Source organism: Streptomyces sp. AHU1, assembly GCF_045343905.1.
GTDB classification, from domain to species: Bacteria; Actinomycetota; Actinomycetes; order Streptomycetales; family Streptomycetaceae; genus Streptomyces; species Streptomyces triticiradicis.
Genome location: NZ_CP174283.1, coordinates 8,577,371 through 8,589,031, shown reverse-complemented (window position 1 = coordinate 8,589,031; position 11,661 = coordinate 8,577,371). Strand labels below are relative to the sequence as shown.

The following is an 11,661-nucleotide window of genomic DNA, read 5'->3' as shown; positions in this document are numbered from 1 at the left end:
GTACCGCCTTCGGCGTGCGGCCGGTACCGAAATCGACGGGACCACAGCGAGCGTCCGGCGAGGAGGAGTCGCCGATGACTGAGTCCACGCACATCGGAACGGAGAGCACGGGGGAACGGGTCATGAAGGAGACCTCCGCCACGGCCGGACAGGCCAAGCAGGCCGCGTCGCAGGTCGCGGGAACGGCGGCGGAGCAGGCCAAGACCGTGGTGGGTGAGGCACGCCAGCAGGCCGGCAACGCCCTCGGTGATCTGCGCGGCCGTGCGATGGAGGAGGCCGACGGGCAGGCCAGGCGCGCGGCCGGCGTGCTGCGGCAGTGGGCGCAGGACCTCTCCGGGCTCGCCGAGCACGCCCAGGGCGACTCGCCGGCCCGCCACCTGGCGGCCCAGGCGGCCGACCGGGGGCACCGGACGGCCGACTACCTGGACAAGCAGGGGGTCGAGGGCCTCGTCTCCGACCTCCAGAACTTCGCCCGCCGCCGCCCCGGGGCCTTCCTCGGCGGCGCGGTGCTGGCGGGGCTGGCCGTCGGACGACTGGCGAAGGCGGCGACGAACGCCTCCCGGCCCGACGGGCAGGACCAGGGGCGGACCACCGGCGAGCGGGACCTGGGCGAGATGCGCACCCCCGCCCCCACCGCCCTGCCGGCCGGTTCCACCACGGATCGCTTCCCGGAGACACCGCTGCCCCCGGCCGCCCCGCCGGTCGTCGGCACATCGCCGGACGGCGTGCCGGGCACTTCCCGCCCGGAGGTGTGAGATGTCCTCGATCCCGCCCGCGTCCGGCTCCCTGGGCGCGCAGGAGCAGGACGCGTCCGTGGGGCAGCTCCTGGCCCAGGTCACCTCGGACCTGCAGACCCTCTTCCGGCAGGAGGTGGAACTCGCCAAGGCCGAGGTCCGGGAGGAAGCGGCCAAGGCGGGCAAGGCCGCCGGCATGTACGGCGGCGCGGGCTTCGCGGGATACATGGTCCTGCTGTTCCTGTCCCTGGCCGCAGTGCTCGGCCTGTCCAACGTGATGGACGGCGGCTGGGCCGCTCTGATCGTCACCGCGGTGTGGGCCGTCGTGGCGGCCGTGCTCTACCAGCGGGGCCGCACGCAGATGCGCACCGTCTCCCCCAAGCCGGAGCGAACCGTCGAGACCATGAAGGAGAACAAGGAATGGGCACGTCACCCGACCAAGTGAAGGCCGAGATCGAGGCCACCCGGGGCCGGCTGTCCGCCGACGTGGACCAGCTCGCCGACCACACGAGTCCCCGGCGGATGGTGGAACGCCGCAAGGAGCGGATGCGCGGCACGGTGTCGGGCATCCGCGAGCGGGTCATGGGCACCGCGTCCCACACCTCGCACGGGGTGGCGGGTGCCGCGCAGTCGGCCGCCGGTTCGCTCCAGGAAGGCACCGGCAAGGTCGCCGGATCGGCACGCGATGCGATGGGCCAGGCGGGGCAGGCCGTGCAGGAGGCGCCCGAGATGGCCCGGCGTCAGACCCAGGGCAATCCGCTGGCGGCGGGTCTGGTCGCCTTCGGGGTCGGTCTGCTGGCGTCCTCGCTGATCCCCTCCACCCGGGTGGAGGAGGAGAAGGCCGCCGACCTGATGCACAGCGACGCGGTGGAGCCGGTGAAGCAGGCCGCCGTGGAGTCCGCGCAGCACATGAAGGAGAGCGCCGGGGAAGTGGCGCAGGACGCGGCCGCGGAGGTGAAGGACACCGCCGCGCAGGCCGTCGGCGCCACGCGGGACGAAGCGCGTGAGCAGGCCGGGCAGGTCACCGAGCAGACGCGGGACTCCGACCGGGCCCTCGCGGACGAAGCCCGGCAGCGGACCGGACCGAGCTGAGTCGCGCCGCCTCACCGGGGTTCCGGTGAGGCGGCCCGTCGGCTCCGACGACAGACGGAGCGGCGGGTACGCCTCCGGCCGTTTCACCGAACCGGAGGCGTACCCGCCGACCGTCTCCACCCCGCACGAACCGCCGTCACCGGCTCGTCGCCCGGGCTGTCACCTTCCGCTGCCCCGGCCCGTGCTCGCGAGGGGTGGCGTCATGGGCCGCCCGGGGCGCGGGGCGGCGTCGCGGGAGCCGCCGGGCGCGACGGCCACCCGGCCGGATCCGGACCTGGTGGCCGTCGCGGAGGTGAAGGTGGTCGTGGTGGCCGGGTCGGCCAGATACGAGCGTGCGACGACGAGGGCGTCGGCGATCTCGCGGGTGCCGGTGGACACGCACAGGGTGTAGGCGAGGTCCCGCAGGCGCCGGCCGGAAGGATCCTCCTGCTCGGCGAGGAGCGTCTCGTACTCCTTCACCAGTCGGCGCAACGTGGCGGGGAGGGGCATCAGCATCGGTGCGAACTCCTTGGTCTCAGGGCCGTTCGGCCTTGTGCGGACTGTCTTGACAACGTGTGGAGGTCCGAGGCGCCGGCCATCGGCCACTCCCTTCGAGCGGGGTCCGTCAGTTCTTGGAGGGATCCGCCGGGCACTCGCGGTCCTGCAGCACCTGACGGCGGACGTGGGCACAGCAGCGGGTGATGATCCGGGAGACGTGCATCTGGGAGTAGCCGAAGTGGTCGGCGATGCGCCTTTGGGTCATGTCCTGGAAGAAGCGCATGTACAGGACGGCCCGCTCCCGTTCCGGGAGGCGGCCCAGCGCCTCCTTGGCGGCTTCGCGGTCGACGATGACGTCGTAGGAGTGCTCGTCGGCGCCGAGGGTGTCGGCGAGTGTGTGGTCGTCGTCGGCCAGGGCGGCGTCCAGGGAGAGCGCGCTGTAACTCTCCAGTGCCTCCAGGCCCGCGGCGACCTCTTCCTCAGTGAGGCCGGTATGAGCGGCGAGGTCGGCCGGGCCGGGTTCGGGACTGCCGGGGCGCTGGGTCAGCTCGCGACGGGCGAGACGTACCCGGTTGCGCAGCTCCTGCACCCGGCGGGGCACCCGCACGGCCCACATCCGGTCCCGGAAGTGCCGTTTCACCTCGCCGGTGATGGTCGGTACCGCGTAGCTCTCGAAGGCTCCCCGGCCGGGATCGAAGCGGTCCACGGCCTTGACCAGGCCGAGGGCCGCGACCTGGCGCAGGTCCTCGATGTCCTCACCGCGGTCGCGGAAGCGGCTCGCGATCCGGTGCGCCATGGGCAGCCACAGGGCCACCAACTGATCGCGCACGGCGTCGCGTTCCGGGCCCTCCTCCAGGGACGCCATACGCGTGAACAGCGCGGCGGCCTCGTCGGGGGCGTCGTCATGGGCGCGGCGCGATGGGGCGGGGGCGGGCCGGGCGGCGGAGGCGCTGTCGTCGTCCATGGGGCCCGCGGTGGTCGTCTCGGTGAGCATCGGGGGAATCGCTCCTGAGGCCGGGTCCAGGACGGCCCGGGAGCAGCACCGGGCACGGCCTGAACGGTTTCTGCCAGGGATCACCGCGCGGAGAGCCGCCTGGGCTGCCGAGGGAAACCGCAGCCGGAAAGATCGAGGTCTCTCGCGGGGCGTGCGCCTTCGGTCCAAAGCACCAACCCCCGACTTCCCCACCGCCACACCTGCAAACGCGAGATCCCGCCAGCCTCGTCGCGGCGTGATCGGCGGCGTCGGGCGCTGCCTCCCCGATCGGGCTCGGGGCCCTCACCAGCGATGTCGCACGCGGCACCGACGTGACTCACGCGCGGAACGGTGCCCGGAGCGAGGGGGAACGGAGGCGAGTCCTGTCACGAGAGCCCCTCCTCCGCGGCCTCCCCGCCCGCCCCGAGGAGCCCGCTGCCCTCCACGCCTCCACCCTCGTCGAGGCGCCGCGCCAAGCGGCGCGCGCGCAGCACGACCAGCGGCGGAAGCCAGGGACGTACGAACCGCACTCCTCTCACCCATTGCTGGGGGTAGACGGCGGCGGAACGGCGTTCGACCCCGCGTACCATGCGCTCCGCGACCTGCGCCGCCGGATGGGTGCGCGAGGCCGGCCACGGCAGGGCCGACCGCAGCGCCCGCAGGGCGGCGAACCCGTCACCCTCCCGGATCATCTCCGTGTCCACCCAGCTCGGGTAGGCGACTCCCACACCCACCCCCCGGTGGGCGACTTCGGCCCGCAGCACCTGGGCGAAGGACTCGGCACCCGCCTTCGAGGCGCAGTAGGCGCTCATGAACGGCGCGGGTCCGAGCGCCGCGAGGGAGGACACCTGGAGGTAGTAGCCCCGAGTCCGCAGCAGGTCGGGCAGGTAGGCGCGGGCCGTCACGGCGCTGCCCACCACGTTGACCTCGACGATCCGCCGCCACACGCCCGGATCGGAGTCCAGGAACGGGCCGACCCCGGCGACACCCGCGTTGGCGATCACCACCGAGGGCGGTCCGAGACGGGACCGCACACGTGCGGCCGTCTCCTCCATCGCGTCGGTGTCGGTCACGTCGACCCTCCACCACCGGACGGCGTCGCCGGGCAACGCGACGGCCGTCCTCGCCAGTTCCCCCTCCTCCAGCCCCAGCAGGGCCACCCGCGCACCGCGCCGCACCAGCGCCCGGGCCGTCTCGGAGCCCAGTCCCCGGGCGGCGCCGGTCACCACCGCCGTGCGGCCGGACAGAGGGCCTTCGAGGGACATGCCACCTCCACGCGGCGGAACGGTGCGGGGTCCGGAATCCAGGATGCCCCGCTCCCCCGCCGACGGCGCTCCGGGTGCCGGCGGCGGCCACCACTTGTGGGACGGGTGTGTGCTCCGTCCCGGTTTGGGAACGCGCAAGGGACGGGGCACTTCGAACGGCGGAGGCACACATGGCTGTACGGCATCGCCTGATCCAGAAGCCCCCCGAGGCCGTCTGGGACGTCCTGTCCGACGCCGGACGCTTCGAGGAGTGGGTCGTCGGCACCTCCCACGCCGAAGCCGACGAGGGGACGTGGCCGGATCTGGGGGCGACCCTCCGCTACGAGATCGCGATCGGACCGGTCACTCTGCGCAACCGCACCATCGTGCGCCGCAGCGAACCGAACACCGTGCTCGAACTGGAGGCGGACAGCGGAGCGCTGGGGACCGCGAGGATCGCGATCGAACTGCGGCCCTGGGGCGAGCACACGTTGCTCATCCTCGACGAACACCCCTTGCGCGGCCCGGGAGGCGCCCTGCACAACGGCCTCGTGGACGCGGCACAGCAGATACGGCACCGCACGATGCTCCGCCGTCTCGCCCGGCTCTGCGAGGAGGCCGACGAGCCGTCCCGTACCCGGGTCGGACAGCCGCGCAGCGCCTGAGCCCGCGCCGGGAGCCGCGGACGGCCGCGCCATCGGGCGCGGCGCCACCCATCGAACCGGGAGCATGTCATGCCGGACGCCGTAGTGATCGGGGCGGGCCCCAACGGGCTGGTCGCGGCCAACCTCCTGGCCGATGCCGGCTGGAGCGTGGAGGTGCTGGAGGCCCAGGACGTGCCCGGCGGGGCGGTCCGGCACGACCGGGGGGTCGACCCCGGTTTCGTCAGCGACGTCTTCAGCGCCTTCTACCCCCTGGCCGCGGCTTCCCCGGTCCTGGCCGGTCTGCGTCTGGAGGAGGAGGGGCTGGCGTGGAGCCACGCCCCGAAGGTCCTCGCCCACCCCCTGCTCGACGGCCGTTGCGCGGTCCTCAGCCGTGAACTGGAGGAGACCGCCGCGAGCCTGGAGGCGTTCGCCCCGGGCGACGGGGCGGCGTGGAAGGAGTTGTGGCGCGTCTGGGAGACGGTGCGGGAGGGCCTGCTCGGTGCCTTGTTCACTCCCTTCCCCCCGATCCGCGCCGGAGCGGGGCTGGCACTGCGGCTGCGGGGCTCGGGCGGGCTGCGGCTGGCCAGGACGATGGTGCTGCCGGTGCGGCGGCTGGGCGAGGAGGAGTTCCGCGGCGAGGGCGGCCGGCTCCTGCTCGCGGGCAACGCCCTGCACGCCGACCTCGCGCCGGAGGCCGCGGGCAGCGGTGGCTTCGGATGGCTCATGTCCATGCTCGGCCAGACCTACGGCTTCCCCGTCCCGGCCGGCGGCTCCGGAGCGCTCGCCTCCGCTCTCACCCGCCGCCTGGCACGGAAGGGCGGCACCCTCCGCTGCGGGCAGCGGGTCACCGAGGTCGTCGTCCGCGGCGGCCGCGCGGTCGGCGTCCGCACGGCCGCCGGCGACGCGGTCCCGGCCCGCAGGGCGGTCCTGGCCGATGTCTCCGCCCCCGCCCTGTACGGCTCCCTCGTGGCTGAGGACCACCTCCCCCCACGGCTGCTCGCCGATCTGAGGCGCTTCCAGTGGGACTTCGCCACGTTCAAGGTCGACTGGGCGCTGGACGGCCGGGTTCCGTGGACCTGTTCCGGGGCCGCGCGGGCGGGAACGGTCCACCTCGCCGACGGCGTCGACGGTCTCACCCGTTTCGCCTCACAGATCGCCATGGGCCGTGTCCCCGACGAACCCTTCTCCCTCTTCGGCCAGATGACCACCGCCGATCCCAGCCGCTCGGCCCCCGGCACCGAGGCCGCCTGGGCCTACACGCACGTACCGCAGAAGGTGCGGGGGGACGCGGGAGACGACAAGCTGACGGGTTCGTGGGACGCTCGGGAGCAGGAAGCCTTCGCCGACCGCGTGGAAGCCCAGGTCGAGCGCTACGCCCCCGGGTTCCGCGGCCTCGTCCGCGCCCGGCGCGTCCTCGCCCCGCCCACGCTGGAGAGCCTGGACGCCAACCTCCACGGCGGCGCCATCAACGGCGGCACCACCGCCCTGCACCAGCAGCTGGTCTTCCGGCCCGGTCCCGGCTCCGGCCGCCCGGAGACACCCGTCCCCGGCCTCTACCTCGCTTCCGCCTCGGCGCACCCGGGCGGCGGGGTCCACGGGGCCCCCGGGGCCAACGCCGCACGGGCCGCCCTGCGCCGGCCCCGCCTCATCTCCCTCTCCCGCCTCCAGAGCCGGCTGGCCCACCGCGACCGCAAGGGCCGGCGATGACGACCGGCGGCCGCCTTCCGCGTCCACCGGTGAAAGGGCCGTACGGGGGAATTCCAGGGACATGAGGCTGATCAGCGAACACTCGGGCAGCGAACGAACGCCGAAGGCCCTGCTCCGCTACGGCGTCGGCGCGGCCGCGGTGGCGGCCACCGCCCTGCTGGGGGCACGGGCGGTCGACGTCGACAGCGCCTGGTACCGGTCCCTGCGCAAACCGCCGTGGCAACCGCCGCCCTGGGTCTTCGGCGTCGTGTGGACCCCGCTCTACGCCACGATCGCCTACGCCGCCGGACACGCCCTGAACGCTTCCCCCGACGGTCCCCCTCGCACCCGCCTGGCCGCCGGCCTGGCCGTCAACCTCGCCCTCAACGCGGGATGGAACTGGCTGTTCTTCGGCCTGCGCGAGCCGAAGGCGGGACTCTACGGCACGCTCCTGCTGAACCTGAGCAACGCCGAACTCATCCACCGCGTCCGCCGGGTCGACCCCACGGCGGCCCGCGCGCTCGTGCCGTACGCGGGCTGGTGCGTCTTCGCCACGGCGCTGAACGGCTCCATCACGCGACGGAATCCCGCGCGCCACCGGTAGGGCGGGCGCGGGCGCTCCGGAGTTCACGGCCTCGGCTTCCGGCCCCCGGCACGGTGTGCCGGGGGCCGGAAGCCGAGGGGTGGATTCAGTCGTCGCCCCTGACGATGTTCCCCTCGGCACTCGTGTACGCGACGGGCGAGGTGGTCTCGTCCGCGACGGCGGCAACACAGGTACGTGCGCTTCTGCGGGGGAGGTGACGTGCTTTCGCCCAGCCGGTCTCTGCCACTCGGAGGACGGGTTTCTCTGCGGTTCGCCTGGTCACGGCGTCTCATCTTCTCTCGTTTCGCTGGTGTGCCGAGTTACCCGGGGACGCCCGGACAAACGTCGCCCGGGCGGGCCGCTCCACCCGCCTCGCCGAGACACCGGAGCGGCACGCGCATTCCCCGGATCCCGTCCTCCAATCGAGGAGTTCCGCAGTGAATTGTCACGGGCCCGGATTCTTCGGGAAGCTCGAATCTCCGGGTGTGCGGTCCGACCCGCAGGGCACACGGCGTTCCGGAGGTTGATAATCATGGTTCCCGTTCTTCTTGTTCTTCTGCTCGCCCTGATCCTCTTCGGCGCCGGTTTCGCACTCAAGGCCCTGTGGTGGGTCGCGGTCGTCGTGCTGATCGTGTGGGCTCTCGGCTTCGTGATCCGTCCGGCGGCGAACGGCGGCCGACGTGGCCGCTGGTACCGCTGGTGAGCGTCCCCGAACAGCAGTTCCGACGGGTGGGCCCCGGCGCCGCGGCGCCGGGGCCCACCCGTTTTCCGGCTCACGCGGCGATGCGCGGAGAAAGCGGTGATTCTCCCGTTCCGGGGTACTCGGAGGTCGGGGCCGGGGACGGCCGTGACATCGGGAACCGCCGCCTCCAGCACGGTGTCCCCGGCCGCCCGATCGTCTTCGCGAAATGAAGGCATGGAATCGAGGAAAGCCGGGCACCCGGCTTTCCGAGGAAAAGTCACCGTTATTCGATGACGTTCCGGAGAACTCCACGGTCCGACCGTGGAGAGGAAATCGATCGCGACAAGGGAGCAGTTCCTTATGAGTGACAGCATCTGGGGCTACCAGCCGACCACCGGCCACATCGCGGGCACCGATCTGACCGGGTACAAGGTCGAGGCGACCGACGGCAGCATCGGCAAGGTCGACAAGCACTCGGACGACGTCGACTCCGCCTACCTCGTCGTCGACACCGGCGTGTGGATCTTCGGCAAGCACGTTCTGCTGCCCGCAGGAACCGTGCAGCGGGTCGACCAGGAGGAGAAGAAGGTCTACGTCGCCCTGACGAAGGACCAGATCAAGGACTCCCCCGAGTTCGACAAGGACAAGCACGTCGGAGACGCGGGCTACCACGAGCAGATCGGCACCTACTACCAGGGCCACCGCGGCATCTGACCTCAGCGGGACCCGGGAGCGGGGCCGGCCGGAGCGACTCCGGCCGGCCCCGCTCTTCGCGTGTGCCGGACTCCCCGACGGGCCGGAGGACGGGTCAGCGCGGGGTCGCCGTCAGCACGAGGGCGGCCTGGTCGTCGTCGCCGTGCTGGCCGCCGCTGAAGGCGTGCACGGCGCCGATCACCGCCTTGATCACGTCGTGCGCCGTGGGCCGCTCCAGCCCCACGGCCTCGGCGAGACGCTCCTCGCCCAGGAGGTCGCCGTCGCCGTCACGGGCCTCGGTGATGCCGTCGGTGTACAGCAGCAGGCTCTCGTGCGGCCGCAGCGTCAGGCGGTGGGGCTCCAGGTGGAGGCTGGGCGTGATACCGAGCAGGGAACCCGCGGCGTCCACGGGGTGGGCGCCGTCGTCCGTGATGTGGAGCGGGAGGGTGTGGCCGGCGCGCACGAAAGTGACGTCGAGCCCGTTCTCGACGGGGGCGAGGTGACCGTAGACGAGGGTGACGAAGCCGGTGCCGTGGCTGTCGGGACGGTTGAGGAGGGCCTTGTTGACGGCGTCGACGACGGCCTCGGGGCCGGGCACCAGCGGGGCGACGGCGCGGGCGGTGTGGCGGACGAGGGCGGTGGTGGTGGCGGCGATGGCGCCGCGGCCGCACACGTCGCCGACCATGAACGCCCAGCGGCCGTCGGCGAGGGGGAAGAGGTCGTAGAAGTCGCCGCCGATGTCGAGGCCTTCGCCGGCGGGGTGGTAGTGGATGGCGATGTCCGCGCCGGGGACGGCGGGGACCTCGGGCAGCAGCAGGCCGGCCTGCAGATCGCGGGCGAGCGCGACGCGCTGGGTGTACTGGCGGGCGTTGACGGCTGCCGTGGCGGCGCGCCGGGCGAGCTCCTCGGCCAGGGCGACGGTACGGCCGTCGAAGGCGTCCTCGCCGGTGGTGAGCAGCGTGAGGGTGCCGAAGACACGGCCGCGGTCGGCCATCGGGACACACAGGTAACCGGTGACGCCGAGGTCGGGCCAGGGGCCGGGGCCGGTGGGGGCGCGCCGGGCGACCTCGCTCAGGCCGCTCTCCAGGACCCGCGCCACCGCGTCGTCGGCGGCGTCGTGGAACGGGGTGTGGGAGGCGAGCAACTCCCGGTCGCGCGGGGTGGGTCCGGCTGTCGTGACGCGGCGTACGCGGCCCGCCTCGACGATGTCGATCGCGCAGAGCGGCGCCAGCGCCGGCACGCAGGAGTCCGCCAGCCGCCGCAGGACCTGGTGGTGGTCCAGGCTCCGGGTCAGGGCGGTGCTGGTCTCCAGGAGGAAGGCCAGGTCGTCGCGGGCGGCACGAGCCTTCGCCTCCGCGGCGAGACGGCCCTGCTCGGCCTGGTGCCGCTCGATGGCCAGGGCGGCCGTGTCGGCGAAGACCCGGGCGAGCGCGTGGTCGGCCTCCTGCGGGGTGCGCGGGCTGCGGTGGTACATCGCGAAGGTGCCCAGCAGAGAGCCGTCCCGCGCGAGGATGGGGGTGGACCAGCAGGCCGCCACCCGGGCCCGCTCCGCCAGGTCCCGGAACTCGTCCCAGAAGGGGTCGGTGGCGATGTCGGTCACGATGACCGCCTGACGGCGGTGGGCGGCCGTGCCGCAGGAGCCGACACCCTCCCCGGTGGCGATGCCGTCGATGGCCCGGTTGTAGAAGTCGGGAAGGCTCGGTGCCGCGCCGTGGCGCAGATGCCGGCCGTCGGCGTCGGCGAGGAGCACCGAGACCAGCACCTCGTCGGGAGAGAGTTCCTCGATGACGCGGGCCATGCCGTCCAGCACCTGGTGCAGCGGGGCCTGACGGGCGATCTGCTCCAGCAGGGCACGGTGCTCGGCCGTCAGCCGCTGCGCCTGCTTGAGCTGTGTGGTCTCCACGCCGGACACCCACACGCCGGTGACGTTGCCGCCAGCGTCCAGACGGGGCTCGTAGGTGAAGTCGAAGAACGCCTCGCGCGCCTGGGGACCGCTGCCCAGCAGGACACGGCCGTCGCGCCCGACATGGCGCCTGCCGCTGCGGTAGACATGGTCCAGCAGCTCGAGGAATCCCTGGTCCGCCAGTTCCGGTATCAGCTGTCCCAGCGGCGCGCCGATACGGAGGCGCCCCTCACCGCCGATCGCGGCGGAGAAGGCGGGGTTCGCGCCCTCCAGCAGGTGGGCGGGGCCGGCGAGGGCGGCGAACACCGCCTTGGACTGCCCGAACACGCTCCACAGGTCCGGCTCGGCGTCACCCCGGGCGGCGGGGCGGGTCATCGGGGAATCGGGCGCGGGTGACTGCTCCGGCACGCGTGTCATCGCTCCTGTCATCCCTCGGCCGACAAGGACACCGAGGGAAGGCCCGCCCCGGTGCCGGCTCCGTACCCACCACTGCCGGAGGCGAGAGCGGCGTCCATCGTCGCATACACGCCGATGACCTGGTCGAGTCCGGTCAGGCTGAACGCGCGTGTCACGGGGGCGGGGGCCGCCGCTATGCGCAGTTCGCCGCTCCGGGCGGTCAGCCGCTGGTACATCCGGACGAAACAGCCGATCCCGGAGGAGTCACAGAAGTACAGGTCCGTGCAGTTCACGATGACAAGCGCCGGCTGCCCGCCCTCCCCCGAGAGGAGGCGGTCGGCCGCTTCGTCCAGCTGGACGGTGCTGTCGAAATCCAGCTCCCCCCGCAACGAGAGCACCACCGCCTGCGTGATCGGTTCGACCTCCACCGAGAACACTCTTCACAGCCTCCAGATCAGCTTCCTTTCCCCATGGTAAAGATCCGCCGGAGGACCGGAGGCGCGGGTCAGGGGTGTGCCGGGCGGGGGCGCTCGTCCCGCCCGGGGCTGCCGGAA

13 protein-coding genes are annotated in these 11,661 nt (G+C 73.1%); 8 read left to right on the top strand and 5 right to left on the bottom strand.

The window, feature by feature from the left end; genetic code table 11:
- The first annotated feature begins 74 nt into the window (after nt 1–74).
- The 3 genes from ACICHK_RS37925 to ACICHK_RS37915 are packed head-to-tail and all read left to right on the top strand — an operon-like array spanning nt 75 to nt 1,826.
- On the top strand, nt 75–755 hold the full coding sequence (locus ACICHK_RS37925; protein WP_406840505.1) for a hypothetical protein: 681 nt from the start codon (nt 75–77) through the stop codon (nt 753–755).
- Nucleotide 756: 1 nt separating this feature from the next.
- On the top strand, nt 757–1,179 hold the full coding sequence (locus tag ACICHK_RS37920; protein WP_406840504.1) for a phage holin family protein: 423 nt from the start codon (nt 757–759) through the stop codon (nt 1,177–1,179).
- Nucleotides 1,155–1,826 (top strand): DUF3618 domain-containing protein, encoded by a 672-nt coding sequence (locus ACICHK_RS37915; protein ID WP_406840503.1) that lies wholly within the window; start codon nt 1,155–1,157, stop codon nt 1,824–1,826. Before ACICHK_RS37920 ends, ACICHK_RS37915 begins: the two co-directional genes overlap by 25 nt.
- Nucleotides 1,827–1,985: 159 nt before the next feature.
- Here ACICHK_RS37915 and ACICHK_RS37910 read toward each other — a convergent pair whose 3' ends face one another.
- From ACICHK_RS37910 to ACICHK_RS37900, 3 genes are all read right to left on the bottom strand, one after another.
- Nucleotides 1,986–2,321: a DUF5133 domain-containing protein gene (locus ACICHK_RS37910; RefSeq protein ID WP_406840502.1), complete on the bottom strand. Its 336-nt coding sequence runs from the start codon at nt 2,319–2,321 to the stop codon at nt 1,986–1,988.
- A 109-nt stretch (nt 2,322–2,430) separates the two neighbouring features.
- Nucleotides 2,431–3,297, bottom strand: a complete 867-nt coding sequence (locus ACICHK_RS37905) for a SigB/SigF/SigG family RNA polymerase sigma factor (protein WP_406840501.1) — start codon at nt 3,295–3,297, stop codon at nt 2,431–2,433.
- A gap of 365 nt (nt 3,298–3,662) precedes the next feature.
- A complete protein-coding gene (locus ACICHK_RS37900; protein WP_406840500.1) occupies nt 3,663–4,541 on the bottom strand; it encodes an SDR family oxidoreductase in 879 nt (292 codons plus the stop codon).
- Between the two features lie 170 nt (nt 4,542–4,711).
- Between ACICHK_RS37900 and ACICHK_RS37895 the strand changes: the two genes are divergently transcribed.
- From ACICHK_RS37895 to ACICHK_RS37875, 5 genes are all read left to right on the top strand, one after another.
- On the top strand, nt 4,712–5,185 hold the full coding sequence (locus ACICHK_RS37895; RefSeq protein ID WP_406840499.1) for an SRPBCC family protein: 474 nt from the start codon (nt 4,712–4,714) through the stop codon (nt 5,183–5,185).
- Nucleotides 5,186–5,254: 69 nt separating this feature from the next.
- Nucleotides 5,255–6,871 carry a phytoene desaturase family protein gene (locus ACICHK_RS37890; RefSeq protein WP_406840498.1) on the top strand — a complete coding sequence of 539 codons (1,617 nt, stop codon included), beginning with the start codon at nt 5,255–5,257 and terminating at the stop codon, nt 6,869–6,871.
- 61 nt (nt 6,872–6,932) lie between these two features.
- Nucleotides 6,933–7,454 carry a TspO/MBR family protein gene (locus ACICHK_RS37885; protein ID WP_406840497.1) on the top strand — a complete coding sequence of 174 codons (522 nt, stop codon included), beginning with the start codon at nt 6,933–6,935 and terminating at the stop codon, nt 7,452–7,454.
- A gap of 511 nt (nt 7,455–7,965) precedes the next feature.
- Nucleotides 7,966–8,136 (top strand): hydrophobic protein, encoded by a 171-nt coding sequence (locus tag ACICHK_RS37880; protein WP_151469592.1) that lies wholly within the window; start codon nt 7,966–7,968, stop codon nt 8,134–8,136.
- Nucleotides 8,137–8,475: 339 nt separating this feature from the next.
- On the top strand, nt 8,476–8,829 hold the full coding sequence (locus ACICHK_RS37875; protein WP_406840496.1) for a PRC-barrel domain-containing protein: 354 nt from the start codon (nt 8,476–8,478) through the stop codon (nt 8,827–8,829).
- A 94-nt stretch (nt 8,830–8,923) separates the two neighbouring features.
- On the opposite strand, the gene ACICHK_RS37870 is transcribed toward ACICHK_RS37875, so the two are convergent.
- Nucleotides 8,924–11,128, bottom strand: a complete 2,205-nt coding sequence (locus ACICHK_RS37870) for a SpoIIE family protein phosphatase (protein WP_406840495.1) — start codon at nt 11,126–11,128, stop codon at nt 8,924–8,926.
- 8 nt (nt 11,129–11,136) lie between these two features.
- Nucleotides 11,137–11,535 (bottom strand): STAS domain-containing protein, encoded by a 399-nt coding sequence (locus ACICHK_RS37865; RefSeq protein WP_406840494.1) that lies wholly within the window; start codon nt 11,533–11,535, stop codon nt 11,137–11,139.
- Nucleotides 11,536–11,661: the final 126 nt, after the last annotated feature.

What these genes read in the sequence shown, in the direction of transcription:
- ACICHK_RS37905 (WP_406840501.1), bottom strand. Translation starts at nt 3,297, where the DNA reads ATGCTCACCGAGACGACCACCGCGGGCCCCATGGACGACGACAGCGCC.
- ACICHK_RS37880 (WP_151469592.1), top strand. Translation starts at nt 7,966, where the DNA reads ATGGTTCCCGTTCTTCTTGTTCTTCTGCTCGCCCTGATCCTCTTCGGC.
- ACICHK_RS37890 (WP_406840498.1), top strand. Translation starts at nt 5,255, where the DNA reads ATGCCGGACGCCGTAGTGATCGGGGCGGGCCCCAACGGGCTGGTCGCG.
- ACICHK_RS37925 (WP_406840505.1), top strand. Translation starts at nt 75, where the DNA reads ATGACTGAGTCCACGCACATCGGAACGGAGAGCACGGGGGAACGGGTC.
- ACICHK_RS37920 (WP_406840504.1), top strand. Translation starts at nt 757, where the DNA reads ATGTCCTCGATCCCGCCCGCGTCCGGCTCCCTGGGCGCGCAGGAGCAG.
- ACICHK_RS37875 (WP_406840496.1), top strand. Translation starts at nt 8,476, where the DNA reads ATGAGTGACAGCATCTGGGGCTACCAGCCGACCACCGGCCACATCGCG.
- ACICHK_RS37900 (WP_406840500.1), bottom strand. Translation starts at nt 4,541, where the DNA reads ATGTCCCTCGAAGGCCCTCTGTCCGGCCGCACGGCGGTGGTGACCGGC.
- ACICHK_RS37895 (WP_406840499.1), top strand. Translation starts at nt 4,712, where the DNA reads ATGGCTGTACGGCATCGCCTGATCCAGAAGCCCCCCGAGGCCGTCTGG.
- ACICHK_RS37885 (WP_406840497.1), top strand. Translation starts at nt 6,933, where the DNA reads ATGAGGCTGATCAGCGAACACTCGGGCAGCGAACGAACGCCGAAGGCC.
- ACICHK_RS37915 (WP_406840503.1), top strand. Translation starts at nt 1,155, where the DNA reads ATGGGCACGTCACCCGACCAAGTGAAGGCCGAGATCGAGGCCACCCGG.
- ACICHK_RS37870 (WP_406840495.1), bottom strand. Translation starts at nt 11,128, where the DNA reads ATGACACGCGTGCCGGAGCAGTCACCCGCGCCCGATTCCCCGATGACC.
- ACICHK_RS37910 (WP_406840502.1), bottom strand. Translation starts at nt 2,321, where the DNA reads ATGCTGATGCCCCTCCCCGCCACGTTGCGCCGACTGGTGAAGGAGTAC.